This is a genomic window from Microbacterium xerophyticum, assembly GCF_053543555.1.
Window position 1 is genome coordinate 174,211 of record NZ_JBLVOB010000007.1, and the last position, 25,496, is coordinate 199,706.

At 68.0% G+C, this 25,496-nt stretch carries 24 protein-coding genes; 9 read left to right on the forward strand and 15 right to left on the reverse strand.

Annotated features, from left to right (window positions below; translation table 11 throughout):
* The 3 genes from ACNPNP_RS12330 to ACNPNP_RS12340 form a co-directional block, all read left to right on the forward strand.
* Nucleotides 1-582: carbohydrate ABC transporter permease (locus ACNPNP_RS12330; protein ID WP_448966329.1), on the forward strand; the 582-nt coding region annotated here is incomplete at its 5' end.
* The gene (locus ACNPNP_RS12335) at nucleotides 579-1,442 is read left to right on the forward strand and encodes a carbohydrate ABC transporter permease (protein ID WP_448966330.1); all 864 of its coding nucleotides are present in this window, start codon (nucleotides 579-581) and stop codon (nucleotides 1,440-1,442) included. The genes ACNPNP_RS12330 and ACNPNP_RS12335, both read left to right, overlap by 4 nt.
* Before the next feature lie 5 nt (nucleotides 1,443-1,447).
* Complete coding sequence (locus ACNPNP_RS12340; RefSeq protein ID WP_448966331.1) at nucleotides 1,448-2,482, forward strand: DUF2804 domain-containing protein; 1,035 nt, start codon at nucleotides 1,448-1,450, stop codon at nucleotides 2,480-2,482.
* A gap of 16 nt (nucleotides 2,483-2,498) precedes the next feature.
* Here the strand turns inward: ACNPNP_RS12340 and proC are convergent, their stop codons facing one another.
* A complete protein-coding gene (proC, locus tag ACNPNP_RS12345) occupies nucleotides 2,499-3,338 on the reverse strand; it encodes a pyrroline-5-carboxylate reductase (protein ID WP_448966332.1) in 840 nt (279 codons plus the stop codon).
* Between the two features lie 79 nt (nucleotides 3,339-3,417).
* Here proC and ACNPNP_RS12350 point away from each other — a divergent pair, with 79 nt between their 5' ends.
* The gene (locus ACNPNP_RS12350; RefSeq protein WP_448966333.1) at nucleotides 3,418-4,389 is read left to right on the forward strand and encodes a cation diffusion facilitator family transporter; all 972 of its coding nucleotides are present in this window, start codon (nucleotides 3,418-3,420) and stop codon (nucleotides 4,387-4,389) included.
* Between the two features lie 35 nt (nucleotides 4,390-4,424).
* Here ACNPNP_RS12350 and tadA read toward each other — a convergent pair whose 3' ends face one another.
* Nucleotides 4,425-4,880, reverse strand: coding sequence for a tRNA adenosine(34) deaminase TadA (gene tadA / locus ACNPNP_RS12355; RefSeq protein WP_448966334.1), 456 nt, complete (start codon nucleotides 4,878-4,880; stop codon nucleotides 4,425-4,427).
* 101 nt (nucleotides 4,881-4,981) lie between these two features.
* On the opposite strand from tadA, the gene upp reads away from it, so the two are divergent.
* Entirely contained in the window at nucleotides 4,982-5,614 is a 633-nt protein-coding gene (gene upp, locus ACNPNP_RS12360; protein WP_426185074.1) for a uracil phosphoribosyltransferase, read from the forward strand.
* 18 nt (nucleotides 5,615-5,632) lie between these two features.
* Here upp and ACNPNP_RS12365 read toward each other — a convergent pair whose 3' ends face one another.
* The 4 genes from ACNPNP_RS12365 to nadE all read right to left on the reverse strand — a co-directional run bounded on the left by ACNPNP_RS12365 (nucleotide 5,633) and on the right by nadE (nucleotide 11,232).
* Nucleotides 5,633-5,995 (reverse strand): VOC family protein, encoded by a 363-nt coding sequence (locus ACNPNP_RS12365; protein WP_448966335.1) that lies wholly within the window; start codon nucleotides 5,993-5,995, stop codon nucleotides 5,633-5,635.
* A gap of 64 nt (nucleotides 5,996-6,059) precedes the next feature.
* The gene (locus ACNPNP_RS12370) at nucleotides 6,060-6,830 is read right to left on the reverse strand and encodes a GNAT family N-acetyltransferase (RefSeq protein WP_448966336.1); all 771 of its coding nucleotides are present in this window, start codon (nucleotides 6,828-6,830) and stop codon (nucleotides 6,060-6,062) included.
* Nucleotides 6,831-6,877: 47 nt separating this feature from the next.
* The gene (locus ACNPNP_RS12375; RefSeq protein ID WP_448966337.1) at nucleotides 6,878-10,360 is read right to left on the reverse strand and encodes a TM0106 family RecB-like putative nuclease; all 3,483 of its coding nucleotides are present in this window, start codon (nucleotides 10,358-10,360) and stop codon (nucleotides 6,878-6,880) included.
* 53 nt (nucleotides 10,361-10,413) lie between these two features.
* Nucleotides 10,414-11,232, reverse strand: coding sequence for an ammonia-dependent NAD(+) synthetase (nadE, locus tag ACNPNP_RS12380; protein ID WP_448966338.1), 819 nt, complete (start codon nucleotides 11,230-11,232; stop codon nucleotides 10,414-10,416).
* Nucleotides 11,233-11,333: 101 nt separating this feature from the next.
* Here nadE and ACNPNP_RS12385 point away from each other — a divergent pair, with 101 nt between their 5' ends.
* A complete protein-coding gene (locus ACNPNP_RS12385) occupies nucleotides 11,334-12,287 on the forward strand; it encodes an aldo/keto reductase (RefSeq protein WP_448966339.1) in 954 nt (317 codons plus the stop codon).
* Nucleotides 12,288-12,365: 78 nt separating this feature from the next.
* On the opposite strand, the gene ACNPNP_RS12390 is transcribed toward ACNPNP_RS12385, so the two are convergent.
* The 5 genes from ACNPNP_RS12390 to ACNPNP_RS12410 form a co-directional block, all read right to left on the reverse strand.
* Nucleotides 12,366-15,380 carry an AAA family ATPase gene (locus ACNPNP_RS12390; RefSeq protein ID WP_448966340.1) on the reverse strand — a complete coding sequence of 1,005 codons (3,015 nt, stop codon included), beginning with the start codon at nucleotides 15,378-15,380 and terminating at the stop codon, nucleotides 12,366-12,368.
* Complete coding sequence (locus ACNPNP_RS12395) at nucleotides 15,380-16,534, reverse strand: exonuclease SbcCD subunit D (RefSeq protein WP_448966341.1); 1,155 nt, start codon at nucleotides 16,532-16,534, stop codon at nucleotides 15,380-15,382. The genes ACNPNP_RS12390 and ACNPNP_RS12395 overlap by 1 nt, the downstream gene beginning before the upstream one ends.
* A 99-nt stretch (nucleotides 16,535-16,633) precedes the next feature.
* The gene (locus tag ACNPNP_RS12400) at nucleotides 16,634-18,082 is read right to left on the reverse strand and encodes an MFS transporter (RefSeq protein ID WP_448966342.1); all 1,449 of its coding nucleotides are present in this window, start codon (nucleotides 18,080-18,082) and stop codon (nucleotides 16,634-16,636) included.
* Nucleotides 18,083-18,409: 327 nt separating this feature from the next.
* Entirely contained in the window at nucleotides 18,410-18,874 is a 465-nt protein-coding gene (locus ACNPNP_RS12405; RefSeq protein ID WP_448966343.1) for a DIP1984 family protein, read from the reverse strand.
* 56 nt (nucleotides 18,875-18,930) lie between these two features.
* Nucleotides 18,931-19,239 carry a GNAT family N-acetyltransferase gene (locus tag ACNPNP_RS12410; protein WP_448966344.1) on the reverse strand — a complete coding sequence of 103 codons (309 nt, stop codon included), beginning with the start codon at nucleotides 19,237-19,239 and terminating at the stop codon, nucleotides 18,931-18,933.
* Nucleotides 19,240-19,566: 327 nt separating this feature from the next.
* Here ACNPNP_RS12410 and ACNPNP_RS12415 point away from each other — a divergent pair, with 327 nt between their 5' ends.
* From ACNPNP_RS12415 to ACNPNP_RS12425, 3 genes are all read left to right on the forward strand, one after another.
* On the forward strand, nucleotides 19,567-20,286 hold the full coding sequence (locus ACNPNP_RS12415; protein ID WP_448966345.1) for a winged helix-turn-helix domain-containing protein: 720 nt from the start codon (nucleotides 19,567-19,569) through the stop codon (nucleotides 20,284-20,286).
* Nucleotides 20,287-20,410: 124 nt separating this feature from the next.
* Nucleotides 20,411-21,385 carry a DNA-3-methyladenine glycosylase family protein gene (locus tag ACNPNP_RS12420; protein ID WP_448966346.1) on the forward strand — a complete coding sequence of 325 codons (975 nt, stop codon included), beginning with the start codon at nucleotides 20,411-20,413 and terminating at the stop codon, nucleotides 21,383-21,385.
* 94 nt (nucleotides 21,386-21,479) lie between these two features.
* The gene (locus ACNPNP_RS12425) at nucleotides 21,480-21,689 is read left to right on the forward strand and encodes a hypothetical protein (protein ID WP_448966347.1); all 210 of its coding nucleotides are present in this window, start codon (nucleotides 21,480-21,482) and stop codon (nucleotides 21,687-21,689) included.
* 12 nt (nucleotides 21,690-21,701) lie between these two features.
* On the opposite strand, the gene ACNPNP_RS12430 is transcribed toward ACNPNP_RS12425, so the two are convergent.
* The 4 genes from ACNPNP_RS12430 to ACNPNP_RS12445 are packed head-to-tail and all read right to left on the reverse strand — an operon-like array spanning nucleotide 21,702 to nucleotide 25,494.
* The gene (locus ACNPNP_RS12430) at nucleotides 21,702-22,460 is read right to left on the reverse strand and encodes an iron ABC transporter ATP-binding protein (RefSeq protein ID WP_448966348.1); all 759 of its coding nucleotides are present in this window, start codon (nucleotides 22,458-22,460) and stop codon (nucleotides 21,702-21,704) included.
* Complete coding sequence (locus ACNPNP_RS12435; protein ID WP_448966349.1) at nucleotides 22,457-23,452, reverse strand: iron chelate uptake ABC transporter family permease subunit; 996 nt, start codon at nucleotides 23,450-23,452, stop codon at nucleotides 22,457-22,459. The genes ACNPNP_RS12430 and ACNPNP_RS12435 overlap by 4 nt, the downstream gene beginning before the upstream one ends.
* On the reverse strand, nucleotides 23,442-24,461 hold the full coding sequence (locus tag ACNPNP_RS12440) for an ABC transporter permease (RefSeq protein ID WP_448966350.1): 1,020 nt from the start codon (nucleotides 24,459-24,461) through the stop codon (nucleotides 23,442-23,444). The genes ACNPNP_RS12435 and ACNPNP_RS12440 overlap by 11 nt, the downstream gene beginning before the upstream one ends.
* Before the next feature lie 16 nt (nucleotides 24,462-24,477).
* A complete protein-coding gene (locus ACNPNP_RS12445) occupies nucleotides 24,478-25,494 on the reverse strand; it encodes a siderophore ABC transporter substrate-binding protein (RefSeq protein WP_448966351.1) in 1,017 nt (338 codons plus the stop codon).
* Nucleotides 25,495-25,496 lie beyond the last annotated feature (2 nt).

Below are 25,496 nucleotides of genomic sequence, written 5' to 3' on the forward strand. Positions count from 1 at the left end.
GGGCGGGGCGGCGCCCGCGCCCTCTTCCTCATCCCGATGGTCGTCGCCCCCGTGGTCTCGGGCGGGATCTGGAAGATCATGCTCGATCCTCTCTGGGGAGTCGTGACGTGGTTCCTCGGACTCTTCGGAGTCCAGCCCATCGACTGGTTCGGCGACGCCGGCATGGCGATGATCAGCATCGTCATCATCGACACGTGGCGTTCGGTGCCGTTCGTGGTGCTGATCGCCGCAGCCGCCATGCTCGCCCTGCCGAAGGACGTGTTCGAAGCGGCCTCCGTCGACGGCGCGAACTGGTGGCAGACGCTGAGGTCGATCAGCCTGCCCATGCTCGCGCCCATCATCGCGGCGACCTTCGTCGTGCGGTGGTTGGGTGCCGTGAAGATGTTCGACGTGGTCGTCGCCACGACCAACGGCGGGCCGGGTCAGGCCACGAACGTCGTCAATCTCTACATCTACCGCCAGGCCTTCCAGCTGCTCGAGTTCAGCACCTCTTCGGCCATGGCGATCATCGTGCTCGTCATCACCATGGTGCTCACCTTCGTGTTCCTGTGGGGCAGTAAGAAATTGGAGGACCGGCTGTGACCGCTCTGAACCCACCCGCGACCTCGCACCGGCGCCGCACCGCCACAGCGCATCGCACGCGCGTCTGGTCCGGCGTGATCGTGTGCCTCCTGTTCCTGCTGCCGCTCGTCTGGATGCTGCTGACCTCGTTCAAGCAGCAGCGCGACATCTTCTCCTCGCCACCGAGCTTCATCTTCGAGCCGACCATCGCGCAGTACGTCGACGTGCTCACCCGCGGTGGTTTCGCAGGGCAGATGCTCAACACCGTGATCGTCGCGGTCGGCGCGTCGGTGCTGTCGCTGATCGCCGGGGCGATGGCCGGCTACGCGCTCTCCCGTCTCCGCATCCGCGGCGCCGGCGTCATCGGCGCACTGATCCTCGCCTCGCGCGGAGTGCCGCCGATCGCCCTCGCCGTGCCGATGTTCCTCGTCGCGCGATCGCTGGGCATCACCGATACGCACATCACCCTGATCATCGCGTACTGCTCGTTCATCGTCCCCTACGTGATGTGGCTGATGCGCGGCTTCTTCCTCGCCCTGCCGAAAGAGCTCGAAGAGTCGGCGATGCTCGACGGATGCTCGCGGATGGGGGCGTTCTTCCGCATCATCCTCCCGATCTCGCTCCCTGGCCTGCTGTCGACCTTCATCTTCAGCATCATCCTCGCGTGGGAGGAGCTCCTGTTCGCGCTGGTGCTGACGAACCGCAACGCGACCACGTTCCCCGTGGCGATCGCAGGGATGGCGGGCGACACCGAGAACGGCGCCAACTGGGGCGCTCTCGCCGCGGCGGGGATGATCACCGTCATCCCCGTCGTGATCCTCGCGCTGCTCGTACAGAAATGGTTGATCCGCGGCCTCGCAGAGGGCGCGACGAAGGGATGACATCAGTGAGACTTCCATTGCGGCCGGTGCTGCGCGGCGGAGAGAGCATCATCGAACGCGAGATCACCGAACCGGTGGATCTGTGTCTGCCGTCCGGTCGGCTGAACCCGGAGGCAGTGGGCTGGACCCGCTCGCCGCTCCACCGCACCAACCTGCGCGGATGGGGCAGGAACAAGCGCTTCGAGTACTGGGCCGTCACCACGCCGACTGCGATCATCACCCTCAACATCTCCCACCACGACTATCGGGCGAACGTCTCGGTCTCGTACTGGGACAGGGAGGGCACGTCGGAGATCCGTCAAGGTGGGAACACGTGGCTGCCTGGACACGCCGGCATGCGCGACCCTGGCAACAGTCTCCCGATGCAGGCGCGTCGCCGGGACGTCGTCGTCAGGCTCACCCCGCAGGGGCGCGGCACGCATCTGCACGCCGAGTCACCGCGGATCTCGGTGGATCTCACGGTGCACGCGGAGCCCGATCATGAGTCCATGGGCGTGCTGGTCCCGTGGAACGACCGCCTGTTCCAGTACACGAAGAAGGACAACGACCTCACCGCCGAAGGAACCGTGATCGTCGACGGCGTCGAGCACCGGGTGGAACGCCGCTCGTCCGCGGCAGTGCACGATCGGGGACGCGGACGCTGGCCGTATCGAACGTTCTGGAACTGGGGGTCGGGCCGAGGCGAGGACGATCAGGGGCGCACCCTCGGCCTGCAGCTCGGCGGCAAGTGGACGGATGCGACCCCCTCGACCGAGAACTGGCTTCGCATCGACGGCCGGCTGCACAAGGTCAGCGATCACCTCGACTGGCACTACGACACGGATGACTGGCTGGCGCCGTGGAGCATCACCGGGCCGCGCGTGAGCATGCGCTTCACTCCCGAACGTCACGTTCGGCACATGTTCAATCGATGGATCATCCTCAGCCGCGGCGACACCTGCTACGGCACGTACTCGGGCGAGGTGACGCTCGAGGACGGCTCAGTGGTCAGGTTCGCCGATGTTCCAGGACATGTCGAAGAGGTCGAACGACGCTGGTGATCGGCGCCGGTCGCGGTCAGGCTCCTGCCGCGAGCTCCCTCGAACGTGCGAGCGCCGCGTCGGTCGCCGCGGCGAACACCCGGTCGAGACGCGCATCCTGCAGCACCGCGATGGCCCGTTCGGTCGTGCCCTTGGGGCTCGTGACTCGACGCCTGAGTTCGGCAGGGTCCTCACCGGATGCTTCGAGAAGCGCGGTGGCGCCGATGAAGGTCTGCTCGACCATCAGACGGGCATCCGTCTCGTCGAACCCCTTGTCGACCGCGGCCTTCGTCAGCTCCTCGATGAGCAGGAAGACATAGGCGGGGCCGGAACCGGAGATCGTGCCGAGGGCGTCGATCTGCTCCTCTGGGACCTCGACGACGGCGCCGACGAGCTCGAACAGACGCCGCACCGCGGCGAGGTCATCGGCGGAGGCCGCGGCCCCGGCGGCGAGCCCGGTGACGGCCTTGCCCACGGTGGCCGGAGTGTTCGGCATGGCACGGATCACGCGCGCATCCGGTCCGAGGCCGTCGGCGAAAGTCGCCAACGTCACCCCGGCGGCGACACTGACCACGACGGCATCCTCACGCAGAACGGGCGCGATCTCGCGGAGGAGGTCGGGCACCATCGCCGGCTTCACACCGACGATCACGATGCCGGCTGACGCCGCGGCATCCGTGTTCCCCGCAGGCTGCGCATCCAGCGCGATCGAGGTGACTCCATCGAGATCCGCGAGCGCAGATGCCTTCTCTGATGTGCGGTTGGTGGCGACGATTCCGCCTTCGACGTCGATGCCCGACGCGACCACACCATGGAGGATCGCACCGCCCATCGAACCGGCACCGAGGAACGCGAGGGACGGGAGTGAATCAGCCATGTCGACATCCTATTTCGCGGCGTCCGGAAGCGCCGAGGCAGCTCATGTGGATCACGTGCGGCCGAACTAGACTCGGCCCATGAGTGCATCCGGTGGCAGCAAGGCGATCGTCGCGGCGTTCCTGGCGAACCTGGGCATCGCGATCGCGAAGTTCGTGGCGTGGATCCTGTCCGGCTCCGCATCGATGCTCGCGGAGGCGATCCACTCGGTCGCGGACTCCGGCAATCAGCTGCTGCTCATGCTCGGCGGGCGCAAGGCCAGACGGTCGGCCGACCGCGAGCATCCGTTCGGATACGGTCGCGAGCGCTACGTGTACGCGTTCGTCGTCTCGATCATCCTGTTCTCGGTCGGTGGCCTGTTCGCGATCTACGAAGGCGTGGACAAGCTGACGCACCCGCACGCGCTCGACCCGGTGTGGTGGTGGCTGCCGATCGTGGTGCTCGTCATCGCGATCGGTCTGGAGTCGTTCTCGCTGCGCACCGCGGTCAAGGAGAGCAACTTCGTGCGCGGCAAGGGCCAGTCGTGGGTGTCGTTCGTGCGTCATTCGAAGGCGCCGGAGCTGCCCGTCGTGCTGCTGGAGGACATCGGCGCGCTCACCGGTCTCACGTTCGCCCTGCTCGGCGTAGGGCTCACCGTCATCACCGGGAACAGCGTGTTCGACGCACTCGGCACCCTTGCGATCGGCGTGCTGCTCGTGCTGATCGCCGTGATCCTCGGCATCGAGACCAAGAGTCTGCTGGTCGGCGAGGGCGCCAACCAGGGCGACATCGACCTGATCGTGGACGCGATCAACTCCGGCCCCGACGTGGAGAAGCTCATCCACTTGAAGACCCTCTACCTCGGCCCTGACGAACTGCTCGTCGCGGCGAAGATCGCGCTCACCTCGGACAAGACCGTGCGCGAAGCGGCCGCGGACATCGACGAGATCGAGAAGCAGATCCGCGAGGTCGTGCCCATCGCCAGGGTGATCTACATCGAGCCCGACGTCTACCGCCCGGCGATCGATCCGACGCCGCCGACGGATGTGTTCGTGCTGAAGTCCTCGGACTGACATCCGCGGGGCGCGCCCCGAGGCGGTCGGAAGGCTCAGCGGCGCTGTTCGAAGAAATCGCGGAGCAGCGCCATCGCCTCTTCCTGCGCCACACCGCCGATGACCTCGGCGCGGTAGGGCAGCCTGCGGTCGCGCAGGACGTCGTACATGGAACCCGCCGCCCCCGCCTTGTCGTCCCACGCGCCGAACACCACCCGGCCGATCCGCGCCTGCAGGATCGCCCCCGCGCACATGACGCACGGCTCGAGCGTGACGACGAGAGTGTGGCCTTCGAGATTCCAGGATCCGACGGATGCCGCGGCCTGCCGCAGCGCGACGATCTCCGCATGCCCGGTCGGGTCGTGGGTCTCTTCGCGGATGTTGCGACCCTCGGCGACGATGCGTCCGGCCGCGTCGAGCACGACCGCCCCGACCGGCACCTCGTCCGCCGCAGAAGCCTCGGCGGCGAGCGCAAGAGCGCGCCTCATCCCGTCGTCATCGGCCTCGCGCATGATCCGAGCATATTGCGGCATCCGTCCCACCTCACTACTGCGCCACGCGAGGCTGACAGTCCGCATCGTTGCGAGCACCCTCGGCGCATTACTCTGTACACATGCGTGTTCACGTCGCCGACCACCCTCTCATCACTCACAAGCTCTCGGTGCTGCGCGATGTGCGCACCCCGTCGCCGGTGTTCCGCCAGTTGACGGAGGAGCTCGTGACGCTGCTCGCGTACGAGGCGACCCGCAACGTCAAGGTGAGTCCGGTCGAGATCACGACCCCCGTCACCACGACCATGGGGGTGAAGATCTCCGAGCCGCGCCCGATCGTCGTCCCGATCCTGCGCGCCGGTCTCGGGATGCTGGAGGGGATGGTCAAGCTCCTGCCCACGGCTGAGGTCGGGTTCCTCGGCATGGTGCGCGACGAGACGACGTTCGAGCCGACGACCTACGCCGAGCGCCTTCCCGATGACCTCAGCGACCGCCAGTGCTTCGCTATCGACCCGATGCTCGCCACGGGCGGATCGCTCGGTGCCGCGATCGAGTTCCTCTTCAAGCGCGGCGCGCAGGACGTCACGGCGATCTGCCTGCTCGGCACCCCTGAGGGCGTCGAGGCTATCGAGAAGATGGTCGGCGACCGCGATGTGACCCTCGTGCTCGGCGCGCTCGACGAGCGGCTCAACGAGAAGGGCTACATCGTGCCGGGGCTCGGAGACGCCGGGGACCGCCTCTACGGCACGGTCTGAATCACGGCGCGCCCGCCGTCACTGCGACGACCACACACCGAGCTCGTTTCCGCTGGGGTCGGAGAAATGAAATCGCCGCCCGCCGGGAAAGGCATACGCCTCCTGCACGATGGTGCCACCGGCGCTGACCACCGCGTCCGCTGTGGCATCGAGGTCGGCGGAGTAGAGCAGTACGAACGGCCCACCGTTCGGACGCGCCTCGGACGCGAGCAGAAGGCCACCGGCCTCCTCACCATCATCCCCGGCGATGCCGGCGTACTCGGGGCCGTAGTCGACGAAACGCCAGTCGAACGCGCCCGTGTAGAAGGACTTCGCCGCAGCGAGGTCGGTCACGGTCAACTCGACGTAGTTGAGCGAATGATGAATCGGTTGCGGGGTCATGGCGACAACGTAACAGCAGGCACCGACACGGTCCGCACTCGACGGATCCGTTGTCACGCGTCCTCTACGAGAGGTCGAGTCGGTAGGCGCGCTCGTCGCCGAAATTCCTGAACCCGATCCGCTCCAGGATCGGTGCGGACGTCGCGATACGCCCCTTCACGAGTGCTGTCGTCGCACCGAGCTCAGCGCTCGCTCGCAACCTCTCCTTCAGGACGGCCCGGTACGCACCGCGACCACGTGCCCGCTCCAGCGTGGCGGCACCCCACAGCCGTGCGAAACCGTCGACGATCGTGCAGCCACCGGTGCTCACTGCTTCGCCATCGAGACGGCCCAGCACCCGGACGCCCTCTCCCGAGGAACGCGCCGCCTCGACCTCATCATGCTCGGTCCGCAGCCCCTCCTCGTCGAGCGGTGACTGCTTCCACACCGGCACGTTGATGCTGTCGACCTCGCGCACCTGCTCGAGAGTCCGGACGATCTCGGCCGTCGCGTCGTCCGGCACGACGATCTCGAGTTCGTCGATCGCCGCGGCGAAGACGGTGACCGTGTCGACGTGCTCCGCGCCGCGGCGGCGCAGTTCGTCCTCGAGATCGGGCCGGTCCGACGCGTTGGTCCAGAATGTGAGCTGCGCCTCGCTCCAGGCTCTGGTGCGGGCGACGGCGTGCTCGAGCACGGCGAAGGGATCAGCGTCGGACTGCACCTGAGAACCGCGCACGCCGCCACCGAATCGCTGTGGATAGCGCACCAGCTGCAGATGCTCCTTCTGCTGCTCGCTGTCGCGCGGGAACCACACCCATCCGGCGGATGCATGCAGGATGTCGTCGATCGTGTGCATCGTTCTTCCTCGGTCGCCCACTGGTTCGGTCACGTTCGCGGTCCTGATCACAGCCGGTCGGCGCCCACCAGGCGGGCGAAGGCGCTCATCCGCGCGACCCCCTCCGGCGTGCGGGGCAGATCGTCGAGCAGCGCCGGCGAATGGACCAGGTATGCCGCGACCTGGGCGCGCGAGATCGCGACGTTCAGACGGTTCTGCAGCAGCAGGAACTCCGGTCCGCGCGGTGCGTCTCTGCCGCTGGATGCGGCGAGCGTGGTGATCGAGACGACCGCCTCCTTGCCCTGGAAGTTGTCGACCGTGCCCACCGGCACACCGGTCAGTCCCGCGGCGGCCAGGGCGTCGATCACGAGCTGCTTCTGCGCGTTGTAGGGCGCGACGACGATGATGTCCGCCTCAGTGAGAGGCCGGGGCGCGGCATCCGCCGCCGTGACCTCGCGCCCGAGCAGATCGCGCACGATGCGCACGACTTCGGCGGCTTCCTCGGGTGACTGCGTCGCATTGCGGCGATGACGCAGCGCGATGACGTGCAGCCCCGGGTCGATCCCTGAGACCGCGCGTCGGTCGGTCCCCGGTGCCGACGCGAGCTTGCCGGCGTAGGAGAGCCGTGAGACCGGAGCCGCGACGGACGGATGCATCCGCCAGCTGCGATCGAGGAAGTAGCCGTACTCGGGACGGATCACCGCGTCGCCGTCCATCGCCCAGCCGAGCGCCGAGGTGTCGACCGGCTCGGGGTGCGCACCCTGACTCACCTGCGGCAGCTGCTGCGGGTCGCCGAGCAGCAGCAGGCTCTTCGCGCCTGCCGCGACGGCGATCGTCGAGGCCAGCGAGAACTGCCCTGCCTCATCGATCACGAGCAGGTCGAGGCCGTGCCGCTCGACGCGGGCCGTGTTGCTGAAGTCCCACGCCGTGCCGCCGACGACGACGCCCTGCCCCTGGTGCTCGGCGAGGAACGACGCCATCCCCGTCTTGGGGATCGCGGTGTACGTCGGATCGCCGTCCTTGTCCTTGGGCGCCTTGCCGACCTGTCCGGGCGGGACGCCGTCTGCGACGATGCGTTCGAGCAGCGTCTCGATGATCGCGTGCGACTGCGCGACGACGCCGACGCGGTAGCCGTGCTCGTTCACGAGACGGGCGATGACCCGCGATCCGGTGTAGGTCTTGCCCGTGCCGGGAGGCCCCTGCACTGCGAGATAACTGTGGTCGAGATCGAGCACCCCCCGCACGATGGCATCGATCCTGTCGACGCCGCCTGCGGCCCCGGCCACGGCGGGCAGGCCGGCGCCCGACCGCGTGCGCGGCGGGATGCGCCGCAGGATGTCGGTCGCCGCATCCGCCGGGAAGGAGGGAGCCGCTTCGTGCACGGCATCCGCCCATTCGTCGATCGCTCCCTGCAACGACACGACCCGCGGCGGAGCAGCGGGGGTGAGGGCGACCGGGAACTCGTCCCAGGTCTGTCCGCCCACGGCGGTCTCGGCGATGACGTACCCGTCGTCGAGCACCTCGATGATCGTGACCGCGCGTGCGACGTGCACGGCCCTCGACGGGGCCTCGATGTCGAACGGTGCGGGGAACGGGTACAGCACGAAAGGGTTCGCTCCTGCGCCGAGGGTGGTGCCCGGCGATATCTCGCCTCGGATCTCGATCTCGCGCGAGGAGACACGACGGCCCTCCTCCACGCTCCAATCGCGGCGCAGAGTGCTCTGACCCGCATCGACGCGCACGACGTCACGGGTCTGATCCCACATCGACACCGGCTCGCGCAGTCGCTGGAAGTGCCCCACCCAGAAGCTCTTGGCCTCTCGCGGGTAGTAGTCGATCGCCGCGGCGGCGACGCGGTGCACCTCGCCGTCGCCACCGGCGTCGACGTCTCGTTCGGCATCGGCGAGCAGGGCAACCGAGCGGTGGGACGGCTCGTACACGAGTTCTTCGGAGTCGTCGGGCGGTGCGGGGCTGACGCCCTTCTGCCTCGCGATCTCGATCAGCCAGTTGCGCAGCCGGCGGGTGGACACGCAGTCGTAGCGGTTGTAGTCGGCCAGGTCGTCGAGGACCGACTCGGCCTCGGCGCTCTCGCCCGCTTCGGCGAGTGCACGGGCGGCCACGTACTGCACGATCGAGTCGTCGCCCTTCTGCACGTCGCTGGTGCGCACCTCTTCGCCCATGTACAGCGGCTCGAGCTTCTTGATCGAGTACGAGCGCGATCCCACCCGCACGGTGCGCAGCACGAGGGGGTAGAGGTCGACGAACACGCCCTCGCGCAGCAGCCTGTCGACGTCGGATTCGCGGACGCCGTAGCGCGCGGCCATCGCGACGAGATGCGAGGTCTCGTACGGCGCGTAGTGGTAGATGTGCATGTCGGGATGAGCCGCGCGCCGGGCGTCGACGAAGTCGAGGAACTTCTCGAGCGCGATCCGCTCATCGGCGAAGGTGTGCGCCCACAGCGGCGTGTACTGGTCGTCGTTGTCGACCCAGCCGAACAGGTAGTCGATCCCCCACTGCGCGTGACCGTCGGCGGCAGGTTCGGTGTAGAGCGGGTCGCCCTCGAAGTCGAAGAAGATGTCGCCGCGACTCGGACGGGGCAGCGTGTGGATGGCTGCGGGGTGGTAGACGTCGAACGTCGGCGCATCGTCGGCGTCGGCACGCAGCTGCAGCCGCGCCTGGGCGCGAAGCGACTCGAAGGTGTCGACGTTCATGCCGGCGGGTGCAGCGACGGCCGCAGCGAGATCGTCGATCGTCTCGATGCCACCGGCCCGCAGACGGGCGCGCTGCACGGGACGCATACGCGCCACCATGAGCAGATCGCGATGCGCGTCGACCTGCTCGGTGCACGTGGCGCAGCGCCCGCACGCGACGACCTCGAGGTCTCCGCGGTCGTCACCCCAGACGAGCGCAGCGCCGGCCGTCCCCGCCTCGACGTCACGGTCGGCGATCAATGCGCGCAGGCGGGCCCTGCGCACGTGGAACAGCGGCAGCAGGTCGTCGACGGCATGTGTGCTGATGCTTCCGTCGCCGAGGATGAGGTCGACCCGATCCGAACGCGGGATGCCCAGCGCATCGAGTTGATCGACATATGCAGCCAGCTGCATGAGAGCCGTGACGCGCGCGGTGCGAGCGAGCTTGGAGTCCTGCACCCGCCACGACCCGTCGTCCTCGCGGAGCAGGAAGTCGGCGAATCCGACGAACTCGTCGGTCGAGAACGCCGCCTGGAACAGCACCTTCGCGTCGGAGCGCAGTGCGGCGCCGGTCTCCGCGACCGCCGCCGCGAGCGAAGACGCATCGGCGGACGACACCTTGGCGACCTCATGCACGGCATCCGCACCGAAACGCTCGCGGTACGCCTCGAGCACCTTCACCTCGTGCAGATCACCGAGCTTCGCCGCGCGGGCGAGCGTGGCGTCTTCCGGCTCGACGACAGCCGGCACTCTGCCGAGCTTCGCATCGATCGCGCGGGACCAGGCGAACTCGCACTCGGCGGCCGCCTTCAGGTCGCTCGCGCTGAAGATGACGCGCTGCGCCTGGGTGTCGATCCGCATGCTTCGAGAGTAGCCGGGGCATCAGACAGCGCGGTCCCGGCGAGGCGGTCGGCTCAGCGCCACCAGTCGTCGGAGGGACCGACGGGGAGGTGGCGCTTGTGCTGACTGGCGAGGTACTTCCCCTCCAGCCGGGCCGCGGCGTCGGCATCCACCGGCTTGCCCTCGAGGTAGTCGTCGATCTGCTCGTAGGTGAGACCCAGCTCGTCCTCATCGGCGCGACCGGGCTGGTCGTCGAGAAGGTCGGCGGTCGGCACCTTCGTCCAGAGCCGTTCCGGGGCTTCGAGCGCGCGCAGCAGCGCCTTGCCCTGCCGCTTGGTGAGGCCGGAGAGCGGCAGGATGTCGGCACCGCCGTCGCCGAACTTCGTGAAGAAGCCGGTGACGGCCTCGGCGGCATGGTCGGTTCCGATCACCAGACGCCCGTCGTGCCCGGCCAGCGCGTACTGCGTCACCATGCGGATGCGTGCCTTGATGTTGCCGCGGTTGAAGTCGGAGATGTCGGCGCCGGCCGCCTGCTCGATGTCCTTCTCCACGCCGTCGACACCGTTCTGGATGTTCACCTCGACGGTGCGATCGGGTGCGATGAAGCCGAGCGCCGCAGTCGCGTCATCGGCGTCGCCCTGCACCTTGTAGGGCAGGCGCACGGCGATGAACGTCGCGTCACCGCCGTCGGATCGCACGCGTTCGACGGCGAGTTGCGCCAGCCGACCCGCGAGAGTCGAGTCCTGCCCTCCGGAGATTCCGAGCACGAATCCCTTCGCGCCGGCCTTGGTGAGGTAGTCGATGAGGAACTGCACGCGCCGTTCGATCTCGACGGCCGGGTCGATCTCGGCCTGGACCCCGAGTGTCTGAGCGATCTCCTGCTGAAGCGTCATGCGTCCCAGTATCCCCCTTGACTGTTACGCCGTCGTGACATGTCGGGAATATGTCCGGCACCGAGGCGCTTGACTCGGTCAGACGACAGAAAGCAGACCTCATGACTCTCCTCGGCAGAAGCGACCTCGACGTGCTCCCCCTCGCCCTCGGCGGCAACGTGTTCGGCTGGACCGCCGACCGCGACGCCTCGTTCGAGATCCTCGACGCATTCACCGCAGGCGGCGGGAACTTCATCGACACCGCCGACGGATACAGCGCCTGGGTCCCGGGAAACAGCGGTGGCGAGAGCGAGACGATCATCGGGGAGTGGCTCGCCTCACGCCGGCCCCGCGACATCACCATCGCGACGAAGGTCAGCTCCCACCCGCAGTTCAAGGGCCTCTCCGCCAAGAACATCCGCGCCGCGGCGGAGGCCTCTCTGACTCGGCTCGGCGTGGACACGATCGACCTGTACTACGCGCACTTCGACGACGCCGAGACTCCCCTCGAGGAGACCGTCGCGGCCTTCGGCCAGCTCGTCACCGACGGGCTGGTGCGCCACACCGCCGTCTCGAACTACTCCGCCGATCGCATCCGGTCCTGGATCTCGCTCGCGCAGGATGCCGGAACCGCCGTTCCCGTTGCGGTGCAGCCGCACTACAACCTCGTGCACCGCAACGACGTCGAAGAGGGCATCATCCCGCTCGCCGAGGAGTTCGGGTTGAGTCTCGTTCCGTACTACGCGCTCGCGAGCGGTTTCCTCACCGGGAAGTACCGCTCGACGGATGCGTCCGCCGTCGATTCGGCACGCGCCGGCGGCGCCGCGAAGTACGCCACCCCTCATGGACTGCGCATCATCGACGAGCTCGAGCGCATCGGCGCGGCGCACGATGCATCCATCACGTCGGTTTCGCTGGCGTGGCTACGGTCGCAGCCGACCGTCGCGGCACCGATCGCGAGCGCGTCACGGGTCGAGCAGGTCGCCGATCTGCTCGCCAGCACGCGGTTGGAGCTGTCGGCCGAGGATCTGCGTGCGCTCGACGATGTCTCGGCATGGAGCCCCGCGAACGCCTGATCTCATTCAGGTCGCACTTTCTGTCGGTATGAGCGTGGCAGAGCGACGGAAAGTGCGACTTGAACAGGAATCGGTCGCTCAGGTGCGGATGCGGCTGGGTCCGCTCTCGGTCTGCTCGACCACGAGCTGAGCGGGGATCTGCTCCTGCATCGACTCGACGTGGCTGATGATGCCGACCGTGCGCCCGCCGGAGCGCAACTCGTCGAGCGTGCGCATCGCCACGTCGAGGGTGTCCGCGTCGAGTGATCCGAACCCCTCGTCGATGAACAGGGTGTCGAGCTGGATACCGCCCGCCCGCGCGGTCACCACCTCGGCGAGGCCCAGAGCGAGCGCGAGGGAGCTGAGGAACGTCTCGCCTCCCGAGAGCGACTGCGCAGGTCGCGTCTGGCCCGTGAAGGCGTCGAAGACCACGATGCCGAGACCGGATGCCGCGCCCCGCGCCGCGAGAGCGTCGGAGTGCTGCAGTTGATACCGACCGGTCGACATGTCGCTGAGCCGACGATTGGCGGCCTGGACGATCTCCTCGAGCTCAGCCGCGAGCACGAACGTCTCGAGAGTCATCTTGTGGGTGTTGCCTGCACGACCGGCGATCGTGTCGGCGAGGCCGCGAACGATCTCGTACTCGGACTGCTCGTCGGCGCTGCGCGCGTGCGCGGATGCCGCGGACTCGATGAGCTCTGCCAGTTGCGAGGCCGTGCTCTGCGCACGGCCGCGCGCATCGACGGCCGCTTTCCACGCCGCCCGAGCATCGGCTGCCGACTGTTCGACCGGAGTCAGATCGATGGGCTCTTCCGGGAGTGTGCGCAGCTCGAGTTCGAGCAGCGTCGCCTTCTCCTTGGCGCGTTGCACCGAGTGGGCGGTGATGCGCGAATCCAGTGTGGCCTGCTCTGCCGAGGAGAGCAGCGCCTGCTCGACGCCACCGGCATCGTCGAAGTCTGAGGCTGCGAGAGCCGCTTCCTGTTCTGCCGTCGCCTCCGACAGCGCCGCTGTGCGCCGGGCGTGCTCGGCGATCGCCGCCGCGAGCGTTCGGGCCGCACTGATCTGCGCCGCCGTGTCGGCCACACGCTGCGCGACGGTTTCGAACGCGCCCCTGGCATCGGCGATCAGCGACTGCGCCTCGCGGTTGCGTTGAGCGACCAGGGCAAAGGACTCGCGGGCCGTGGCCAGCGCCGCGACGGAGTCCGTGCGTTCCTCATCGAGCTGCGCGGCACGGGCGTTCGCCTCCGAAAGCCGCGATTCGACTGCTGCCAGCGTGTCGACGGCTGAGACGGCCTCTGCGTGAGCCGCCGACGCCGCATCGACCTCCGCCCCTGCGGACTCGACAGTGCGCTCCTCCGCCCGTGCACCCGCGGCCGCGAGCGATGTCCGCACGGAGGCCGCGCGTTCCGCTGCATCGCGTTCGGCTCGTGCCGCAGCATCCCGCGCCGTCTCCGCCGACTCGATGTCGTCGGACGAGACGGGATCGGTGTGCGCGGCCGGGGCCGGATGCGACGTCGAGCCGCACACCGCACAGGGCTCGCCGTCGACGAGTGCTGTCGCGAGCTCTCCGGCGAAGCCGTCAAGGCGTCGCCTGCGCAGCTCGGCGAGTTCGTTCTGGGCGGCAGCGAGCAACGTGGTGGCGTCGGAGAGGCGTCGTTCTGCGGCGTCGAGTTCGTGGCTCAGCCGTTCGACCTCGACTGCGGCATCTCGCCTCGCCTTCGCAGCATCGTGCGACCGGGCCAGATCGTCGACGCGATCTGCGAGGCGGCGGATCTCATCGCGCTCCGCCGTCAGCTCGGCGAGAACGGTCGGCAGGGCTGCGCGCTCGGCCTCTCCCGCGTCTATGCGCTCGGTGGCTGCGGCGACCTGCTTCTCGGCAGAATCCAGCTCTGCCGCCAACGCCGGCGCTGCGGCTTCCAGCTCGGCGGCTCGTGCCCAGCCTCCGCTCTCGCGGGTGCGGTCCGCGGCCCAGGCCTCGAGCGCGGCGACGGCATCGGCTTCTGCCATGATCTCCGCACGACCGGTGCCGGACGCCTCCCACGCGGATCGCGCCGTCTCCTCGGCCGCAGCCGCGACCGAGCGCGCGGTCTCCGCACGGGTCGTGGCCGTGATGGTTGCTCGCAGCGCCTCGGCAGCGCGTGCGCGCTCGAGTGCGCGGCGGGCCTCGGCGATCTGCGGTTCATCGTCATCGAGCGCCTCGAGCGCCGCGCGTGCGCGGTCGCGCTCCCGTTGCGCCTTCTGCTCGTCGCGAGCGGCGACGAGCGCAGCATCCGTCGCGGTGAGCGTCTTCTCCGCATCTTCCTGCTCGGCGACGCGTCGCTCGGCCTGGTACTCGGCGCGAGTGAGCGCGAGCCGCAGAGCCTCGAGTCTGGCTTCGGTGCTCGTCGGGCCGGACGCGGTCGACGCAGCGTCCTCGCCGCCCGCGCGATCGCCCCACAGCGACGCGGCCGTGACCACGCGCTCCGCCTCTTCGACGCGCGCCGTGACAGTGGCCAGCCGCCCCGCGAGCGCGTTCTCGGCGGCGCGGCGTCGCTCGTCGAACCGCGATTGCACGTCTTCGAAGCGCTCGGTGCCGAACAGTCGACGCAGCAGCGCCTGACGCTCTTTGCTGTCGGCGAGCAGGAACCGGGCGAATCTGTTCTGCGCGAGCAGGATCACCTGCAGGAACTGCTCTCTGCTCAGCTGCAGGATCTCATCGAGGTCGTTCCCGACGTCGACCGCGCGCGCGGCCCTGCCGACCCAGGCGTCGTCGACCCATTCGTCGAGCGCCACGGCGGACGGCTGCTTCGTGAGCCCGCCGCCGCGCTTGGCCGGCCGCTGATACTCCGGTGATCGCGTCACCCGGAACCGGCCGGCTGTGGTGCTGAACTCGACGACCACCTCGCTGAGGTCTTCGGGAGCGCAGTAATCGCTGCGCAGGCGCTTGTCGCCGCTCTCGTACCTCGGCACTCCCCCGTACAGGCCGAAGCAGACCGCATCCAGAATGCTCGACTTGCCCGCCCCCGTTCGACCCGCGATGAGGAAGATGCCGTCGTCGGCGAAGCCGTCGAAGTCGACGACCTGGCGATCGAGGAACGGACCGAACCCCTCGATCTCGAGACGGTGGAGACGCACTATACGAGGGCCTCGGCGGCCACGCGGTCGTCGAGGACTTCTCGGATGAGCTCGCTCTCTCGATCGCCAGGGCCCTGGCCGGCGCGCACGTGCTCGAGGAAGGCCTCGATGCGCTCGGTGTCGGTGACCGCCGACTTGAGGCGTTCGGCGTAGGAGTGCTGCGCGCGCTCGGCACCGCCGGTCGGCGTGTGCTGCACCATCGCGCAATGCGGGAAGCTCTCCTTGAGCCGGCGCATCGGCTCGGCCTGGGGCAGTGCGTCGGTGTAGATCGCGCACACCCAGGCGTCGGCGTGCGCCTCGACGTTCGTCGCGGAGAGGATCTCATCGAGGGTGCCCGTGAGCGTCACGAGTCGCCGCGGCACCGGCAGTGCGAGCCACTGGACGGCGGCGAGACCGGACGCGTCGAGGTCGACCAGCCAGGAGCCGCGCTCCTTGTGCTGCTCGCCGAAGCTGTAGTGCAGCGGCGCCCCTGCGTAGCGGACGCGTTCGCTGAGCTGCTGCCGCCCGTGGATATGACCGAGCGCGATGTAGTCGGGGCCGTCGAAGACATCGAGCGGCACCACGTCGAGCCCGCCTTGACGCACTTCGCGCTCGAGCCCCGCCGTGGCATCCACCCCGGCCGCGAAGCAGTGCGCGATCGCCACGGAGCGCCCGTCGTGAGCGTCGATACCGGCGCGGACGAGCCCCATGGCGTGCGCCATGGTCTGCGCCTGGGTGCGCAGCAGGGCATCTGGCCAGTGCTGACGCACGATCGCAGGCTCGAGATACGGGATGCCGTAGAAATGCACCGGGCCGTCCGAATCGGAGATCGTGATCGGCGTGCCGACCGCCAGAGGATCGGTGACGACGTGGATGCCGTCGCGCAGCAGACGCGCCTGGAACCCCAGTCGTGCGGCGGAGTCGTGGTTGCCGCTCGTGACGATGACCTTGGCGCCTGCGTCGTGGAGGCCGACGAGGGCGTCTCCCAGCAGCGTGTACGCGGGACCTGCCGGCGTCGAGGAGTCGAACACGTCGCCGGCGACGAGCACGACATCCACCGCATTGTCACGAACCTGCTCGACCAGCGCACCCAGAACCTCGGCCAGCGCATCCATGGTCGAGTTGCCATGGAATGTGCGGCCGATGTGCCAGTCGGAGGTGTGCAGGATTCGCATATTCACACCGTACGGACGGCCTCGGACATTCGCGCCGAGGCGTGCCGTGGCATCTGTCGACCGGCTCGCGAACCGGCCGGCGTTGCCACGGCACGTCCCTCAGTGCGCTGCCGGGACGGCCTCGCCCTGCTGCGGCAGCAGCTCGTCCTTGGTGCCGCGCACCATGAGCAGTCCGACGAGTGCGGCCGCGAGCAGGAAGATCGACGCCGCGATGAACGTCCAGCCGTAGGCGTCCGTCAGAGCACCCATCGAGACGTCCGCCTGCGCGTGACCGCCGACGGATGCGGCATAGACGGCGGTGAACACCGAGAGCCCGATGGACCCGCCGATCTGCATCGCCGAATTAGCGACCGCCGACGCGACACCAGCATCATGCGGGGCGACGCCGGTGAGAGCGACGTTCTGCAGCGGGATGAAGACGAAGCCCATCCCCACACCGAGCACGAGCAGCGCCGGGGCGATCTGGACGAAGTAGTCGCCGTTCGGCGTGATGCCTGACAGGTAGAAGAGGCCGACCGCGCTGATCAACGGCCCTCCGATGAGCATCGGGCGCGGACCGATGATCGCGAGCAGCCTGGTCGCGATCGGTGCGACCAGCATGGTGGCGATCGGCAGCGGCAGCGTGGCGATGCCCGCCGTGAACGCGCCCATTCCGAGTACGAACTGCAGGTGGAAGGTCAGATACACCGTGGCGCCGATCATGGTGGCGCCGGCGACGGCCTGGATGAGGAAGGCTCCGCCGCGCACCCTGTCCGCGACGACGCGCAGCGGCAGAAGAGGTGCTGCCGCTTTCGATTCGACCCACACGAAGAGCGCGAGCAGCACCACGCCGATGGCGAGGAATGCGATGGTGAGCGGATCGCCCCAGCCGTACTCGGCCAGGCTGAAGCCGTAGACCAGCGAGCCGAGTCCGAGAGTGACCGTGATCGCTCCCCAGACGTCGAAACGTCCACCGTCTCCGGCGGCCCTGCTCTCGGTGAGCGTCAGCGCACCCCCGACGAGCCCGACAGCCACGAAGAACAGGTTGACGAGCAGGCACCAGCGCCAGTCGGCGAACTCGGTGAGCACACCGCCGAGCAGGAGTCCGACGGCGGCGCCCGTGCCTGCGACCACGCCGAAGACGGCGAACGCGGTGTTGCGCTCGCGCCCGGAGGGGAACGTGACCGTGAGCAGCGCGAGAGCCGCAGGCGCGAGCAACGCGGCGAAGACGCCCTGCAGCCCGCGAGCGAGGATCAGCTCCGCCCCGGTCTGGGCGAGTCCGCCGAACAGCGACGCGAGGCCGAACCCGACCATGCCGACGACGAAGGTGCGTTTGCGGCCCCAGTAGTCCGAGACGCGGCCGCCCAGCAGGAGCAGCGCACCGAACGCCAGGGCATAGGCCGTGACGACCCACTGTCGCTGGCCGTCGGTCAGATCGAGAGCGGCCTGCGCCTGCGGAAGCGCGATGTTCACGATCGTGCCGTCGAGCACGACGACCAGCTGCGTCAGGGAGATGACCGCGAGCGCCCACCACTTCACTTTCGGATGGGCGCGCAGGGATGAAGACATGGAAAAACCTCCGGTGTCTGGTGAGGATGCCGGAGGTTTCAAGCCTCGGACCAACTCCCGTTCTGAGCGCTGACCGCCTCAGCGAACGGTGCTGAGCAGAGGTCCATCTTATCGGATGCGAACCCGTGTGTAAGAGCCGGAAGGTCCCCTGACCCACCCTCACCATGACGATCGGCACGCGGTCATGCAGTGTGCGAGATGCACTTTCACCTGTACGGCGTGCGGGGCTGCGCGATGCGAGATCCGGGCTGCCCTCCGCCCTGCAGGGCCGGATTTGACCCTCCGGCAGGGCTTGTGCCCGCCTCGTCGTGGCTACCGACTTCCGCTCTACTCCTCCAGGTCGTGCGTCCAGTTCGCCTGCTGGATCCGATTGTCGAGTTCGCGCAGCTCCTGCGCGACACCGTCGGCCGCGCCACGCAGTTCTGCGACGGGCAGGGCGGCGATCTGCCGCAGCTCGGATCGCATCTGCCGCATCCCCGTGTTGGTTCCGGATGCTGCGGCTGCAGCATCCGCCAGCAGGGAGTGCTGCAGGCGCAGCACGTCGCGCGCTGCGAGCGCGTCGGTCATCGTGCCTTCGGCTCCCAGCGCGAGGCGGGCGTTGGTCGCGTTGATCCGGCGGATGAGATCGCGCAGCTGTGCGAGCGCGGACTCCGCTTCGCCCAGCAGCGCCGCGGCGTCCTCGGCTGGCTCTTCGCCCTCCTGATACCGGGCATTGGCTGTGATGCGTGCGCGCAGCTGTTCGATGCGGCGTTGCAGGTCTGCTCGGGCCGTCAGGGCCTCAGCGAGTTTCATGTCCTCATCCTTGCAGGACATGACGCGTGTGTAACAGAGCGTCACACTCCGGCGGATCAGCGACGACGCAGAAGTCCCGCGTGCTCGGGATTCTGCTCGAACCATTCCGCCACATACCAGCACACGGGATCGACCTTGCGGTCGCCGCGATCCTCGATGTCGGTCACGGCACCCTCGACGACTCGTGCAGCATGCCCGTTCCCGCGGAAAGTCGGGATCGTGAAGGCTCTGGTCAGGGCGATCGTCGTGCCGTCGTCGCGGTAGTCGAGGGCGCTCACGAGCACCCCGTCGCGGGTGAGTGTGTATCGCGAAGCATCCTTCTCATCGGTGAGGATGAAGCCGTCGACGATGTGCGAACCAGTCATCATTCCACGGTAAGCCCACCCGCGGACACAAGGTTACGTTTTGACACGACCCGACATTCTCAGTAATAATCCACCCATGACCACCAACGCGCGCCCCTCGTCCGCCCAGGAGGCGAACAGGACTGCCGGGATGATGATGCCCGGCTGCGTTGGCATGTGTTGCCGAATGTGTAGCTGACCCCAGCCACCCCGCCACGCTCCCCGTATTCGCGATCTGCGAAGAAGGAGCCCCGAGCACCCACCTGCGTGCTCGCTCCCGGCCCTCCAGGTCATTCACGCAACACATCCGAGCCGTATCGGCTCACCCTTCGCAAGGAACCCATCATCATGTCGAACATCGCCACCCTTGAGCGTTCTGCCACTCGCGCCCCTCATCTGCGTGCTGTTCCGCCGCTCGTCGAGCCGGCACCCGCCGCCGCATCGCCCGCTCCCGCCGATCTTCCCGCGACGCGCTCGCCGCGCGGCTTCGCCCTCTACGTCGGACTCGATGAGATCAAGGCCGCCGAAGCCGGTGTGAGCCTGCCGCTGCTCGTCGACGCCCTGCGCCGCACCCTCGCCGAGCTCGCCCCAGGCGCGGAGACCCACGCCACCGTCGCCCTCGCCCCGCACGGGTCGGGCGGCCGCGACCTCGACGTCGTTCGTCTCGCCCTGCAGGAGCCCGGTGCGATCGCGCGCACCAAGGCCGCCGAGGAGGAAGAGCAGGACGAGGACTACGGCGTCACCGTCGACATCTCCCGCAAGCGTGTGCTGATCGACGGCGACTCGGCCGCGTTCACGTACAAGGAGTTCGAGCTGCTGCAGTACCTCGTGCTCCGCGAGGGCCGCACGATCGAGCGCACCGAACTGGTCGGAGCGCTGTGGCAGTCGCCCGACGACGAGACCCCGGGAGAGCGCACCATCGACGTGCACGTGCGCCGCCTGCGCGCCAAGCTCGGCCGCTACGAGGACATCGTGCGCACCGTCCGCGGCGTCGGCTACCGCTTCGACCGCCACGCTGACGTCGTGATCCGCTACGGCCACGGCACGCCTTCGCCCGACCGCTTCTGAGGCAGCGCCGGCTCGGCTGCGCGGCACTTCGTGACATGCGCTGCATCGATCGATGGCGCGTCTGCCGAAAAGTGCAGCGGATGCGCCGGTCACGACTGTCAGGCGCCGGACGTAGGGTGTTCGCATGACGTCGATCGCTGATGCCGCAGCCGCAGCACACGCCCCGATCGACCCGCCTCGCACCGCCGCGTACCGCCCTGCGCACCCGCTGAACCTGTTCCGCACGGTCGGCGTGCTCATGCGCGGGCCGAAGGATCCGACCATGCTCGTCGACGGCATCACGCTGTGGCGCGCGAGCCGCACGCCCGACGGCGTCGCGACCCTGGCACTGCGGCAGAGCAGCGAGGGGATTCACGCGACGGCGTGGGGCTCAGGTGCCGAATGGGCGCTCGCGCAGCTGCCCGCACTCTGCGGCGCCGACGACGACGCGAGCGGCTTCGACGTCTCGAGTCTCGTCGCAGCAGGCCATCCGCACCTCGCCGATGTCGCTCGCCGCACCGCCGGCACACGTCTGACCCGCACCGATCTCGTCTTCGATGCGCTCGCGAGTTCAGTGATCGAGCAGAAGGTGACGTCGTTCCAGGCATTCGGCGCCTGGCGCACCCTGATCACGCGCTTCGGTGAACGCGCACCGGGCCCGACTCCGCGTCCGATGTTCGCGCCGCCGACGATCGAGGGCTGGCGCCTGATCCCCTCCTGGGCCTGGCACCGTGCCGGCGTCGAGCCTCCGCAGTCGCGCGCCATCGTTCGTGCCGCCGAGCGCGGACAGCGCATCAGCGACGTCGTGCTCTCGGCCCGGACCGGCGCGGAGCGCGACCGCATCCTCACCAGCCTTCCGGGTATCGGTGCATGGACCTCGTCGGAGACGCGCATCCGCGCCCTCGGAGATCCGGATGCCGTGAGCGTCGGCGACTACCATCTCGCACACCAGGTCGGCTACGCGCTCACCGGCTCACGCGTGGACGATGACGGGATGCTGGAACTCCTCGCCCCGTGGGCCGGCCACCGCCATCGCGTCATCCGTCTCATCCTCGCCAGCGGGCTGCTCGAACCCCGCCGTGGCCCGCGGCTGGCGCCCGAGGATCACCGCCGCCGCTGACACGCGACACGTTCAGGTCGCAATTCCTGTCGCTGTGAACCCGGCGAAGCGACGAAAACTGCGACCTGAACCGGCGCGACCCTATGCTGAGGGCATGGCGGCGACGAAGAAGCAGCGGTGGAGTTGGCTCGGCGGCACGGTCGTCCTCGTCGTGCTGGGAATCGTGATCGGCCTCATCCTGCAGAACGTGTGGCTCGGCCTACTGCTCGCCGCTGTGGTCTCACTCGTGTGGCTCATCGCGGTCGAATCGCGCAAGGGCGGCAACACCGGCGTGAACGACGAGTCCCACGGCATCGAGCTCTAAACCGAGCGCGCCTCAGGTGTAGTACAGCGCTATGCGCTGTCCGTCGATCTCCCGCACGTCCACGGTCGTTCCGTAGACCTCCTCGAGTACCTCCGACCGCATGATCTCGCTCGCCGCGGCATCCGCCACGATCCGGCCGTCGCGCATGGCCACGATGCGATCTGCGTAAGTCGCCGCGAAGTTGATGTCGTGCAGCACCACGATGACGTGCTTGCCCAGTTCATCAGCCATCCGCCGGATCAGACGCATGATCTCGGTCATGTGCTTGAGGTCGAGATTGTTCAGCGGTTCGTCCAGCAGGACGTACTTCGTGTCCTGTGCGAGCACCATGGCGATGAACGCGCGCTGCCTCTGACCGCCCGACAGCTCGTCGAGGAACCGGCCACGGAACGCGTCCAGATCGAGGTACGAGATCGCTCGGTCGATATGCGTCCGGTCGCCCGTCGTCAGCCGACCCTTCGAGTGCGGGAAGCGCCCGAACTCGACGAGATCGTGCACGGTGAGCCGCGCAGCGATGTGGTTGTCCTGTCGGAGCACCGCCAGGGTCTTCGCCAGCTCGTGCGAAGGTGCGATGGCCACGTCCAGGTCATCCACCGTGACGTTTCCGGCGTCCGGCTTGATGAGCCGCCCGATCAGTCCGAACATCGTCGACTTCCCCGCGCCGTTCGGGCCGATCAGCGCGGTCACGCCTTCATCGCCGAGCATGATCGACACGTCGTCGAGCACGATCTGGGAGCCGTAGCGCTTCGTGGCGCCGTCGAGCGCGATCATCGCGCCCCCTTTCTGAGGACCAGGTAGAGGAAGAACAAACCGCCCGCGAACTCGATGATCATCGACAGGCTCCCGCCGAAGGCGAACACCTGCTCCAGCACGAGCTGGCCGCCCAGCAGGCACATGACGCCGATCAGCGCCGCGGTGGGCAGTGTCCACGCGTGGCGGAACGTGCCGACGTAGGAGTACGCGAGGTTGGCGACGATGAGACCGAAGAACAGGATGGGGCCGACGAGCGCGGTGGATGCCGCGACCATGATCGACACCAGGAGGAACAGCGTCATCACCAGCCGTCTGTGGTCGATGCCGAGTCCTATCGCCGCCGGCTCGCCGAGCGTCAGCACGTCCAGCCGCCGCACGAGCGGGACGAGCGCAACGCACGAGCCGATGATCAGGGTCGCGGTGAACAGCAGAAGCATCGGGTCGGGTCGGGTGAGCGAGGCGAACATCGCGTCCGACAGGATCTGGAAATCGAGCGGATCCAGCATCCGCTGCATCCATTCCGTGAAACTGCGGAAGAACACGCCGAGCACGATGCCGACCAGCAGCATCAGGTGGATGGAGCGGTGTCTGCCGCCGAACATCCAGGTGAACAGCGCGACGCTGAACGCGACCATCACGAGCAGCTGAACGCTCCAGAGCGTGAACTCGTTCGCCCGCAGGAACGATGCGGATCCGAAGAAGAAGACGATGATCGTCGAGATCAGCACGTAGAACGCATCGAAACCCATGATCGACGGCGTCAGGATGCGGTTCTGCGTGATCGTATGGAACACGACGGTGGAGACTCCGATTGCGACCGCGACCACGATCATGGCTGCAACGGTCAGAGTGCGGATGCGCAGCGCGAACCAGATCGAGCCGGGTACGTCCGTGAACAGATACACGGCGATGAGTACGAGCACAACGGCGCCGAGCAGGGCGACGCGGACACTCGATCGCGACCAGAGCGTCGCGATCGTCGATGGACGGACCGTGACATCAGTGGGCACGGCTCCTCCTTCGCAGCAGCAGCCAGAGGAAGAGCCCGGCACCCACGACGCCGACGATCACGGAGAGCGGGATCTCGTAAGGGAACCGGACGACGCGGGCGACGATGTCGCATGCCAGCACGAAAACAGCGCCCAGACCCGCCACCCAGGGGATCGAGCGGCGCACGTTGTCACCGATGATGAGACTGACGATGTTCGGGACGACGAGCCCGAGAAACGGCAGCATCCCTGCTGTGACCAGGACCGCCGCGGTGATGATCGCGATGATGATCATTCCGATCGCGACCACGCGTCGGTAGTCGAGTCCGAGATTCGTGGCGAACTCCTCGCCCAGGCCGATCACGCTGAACCTATCGGCCGCGAACCAGGCGATCACGACCATGGCTCCGGCGATCCAGACGAACTCGTAACGTCCCTGCATGACTGTGGAGAAGCTCCCCTGCGACCACTGCCCGAGCGACTGAAGCAGGTCGAGCCGGTAGGCGAAGAACGTCGTCACTGCGCCCACGACACCACCGAGCATGATTCCCACGAGCGGTACCAGCACGAGCTGGCGAACCGGCACGGCCTTGACGACCTGCAGAAACACCCAGGTGCCGATGAGCCCGAATGCGGCCGCGACGCCCATCTTGCCCATGACGGCCATACCCGGCCAGAAGATCATCGTGACCAGCATCCCGAGCGTGGCGAATTCGCTCACGCCGGTTGTCCCCGGCTCGACGAACTTGTTGCGCACGAGCATCTGCATGATCAGTCCCGCGATGCCCAGTGAGGCGCCCACGAGGATCACTGCGACCGTGCGTGGAATCCGGCTGACGACCAGCAGATAGGTCGCGTCGCTGTCTGCGCCGCCGGCGATCAGGGCGATCGGCGAGACGTCCGAGACTCCGATGAACAGGCTCCCTGCAGCGAAGAGGACGAGAAGCACGCCGATCAGCACCCCCACCCAGCGCCGCGGTGGGCGGATCTGGGCAGGGGTGCCGATCGATGCGGCGGCAATGCGAGTCACGCTGGTGACGGCAACGTCACTTCGCGATCTGCATGACGTCGTCGATCAGCAGCTGGGTGGTCTCGATCCCGCCGTAGACGATGTACCAGGGCACCGGGTCGAGGTAGACGACGCGATCGTTCTTCGCTGCACTCGTCTGAGCGACGATGTCGTTGTCGAGCACCTGCTCGGCCGCGGTCGACGACTCACCCGTCGCCGCATCGCGGTCGACCACCCAGAGCGTGTCGGGGTCGATCTCGAGAAGGAACTCGAACGAGATCGGTTCGCCGTGCGTGGCCGAGGCCACGTCGTCGACGACCGGCTCGACGCCGAAGACATCGTAGATCAGGCCTCCGCGCACGTTCGCACTTCCGGCATCCTCACCCGCGGGCGCCATCGCGTTGAGTTGTCCTCCCGAGACCATCAGTCCCAGGCCGTTGCCCGCCGCTGCCGTCGCTTCCTTCGCCTCGTCGATGCCGGACTCGAGGTCGGCGAGCGCCGTCTCCGCTTCGTCCTCGGCGCCGAGCACCTCGCCCAACAAGGTCACGTTGCGCTCGAGCGTTTCTATGAATGTGCCCGAGATTCCCAGGTCGATCGTCGGAGCGATCGCTGAGAGGTCCTCATACAGGCCGGATGAGCGTCCGCCGATGATGATGAGGTCTGGCTGCTGCGCCTCGATCTCGATGAGGTCCGCTTCGAAGAGCGTGCCCGCGTTGAACGCGTCGTCGGCAAGCGCATCCTGCAGATAGTCCGGCACGAACTCGACGGGTGCGCCAGCGACCTCGCCGCCCAGCGCGCCGATCGTGTCGACGGTCGCCATCTCGAATGCGACGATCTTCTCCGGATTCTTCGGCACTTCCACGGTCTCGGTGACGTACTCGGGTTCTTCGTCCTCCCCGGCGGTGTTGCGTTCCCAGCTGTACGAGACCGTCGACGCCTCGGCGGTTGCGTCGCCCTCCGCGCCGGCTTCTGCGGCACCAGGAGCGCAGGCGGCGAGGGCTACGGCGGATACGAGAACGAGGGATGCTACGGCGAAGGGCCGGCGCGATGACATGG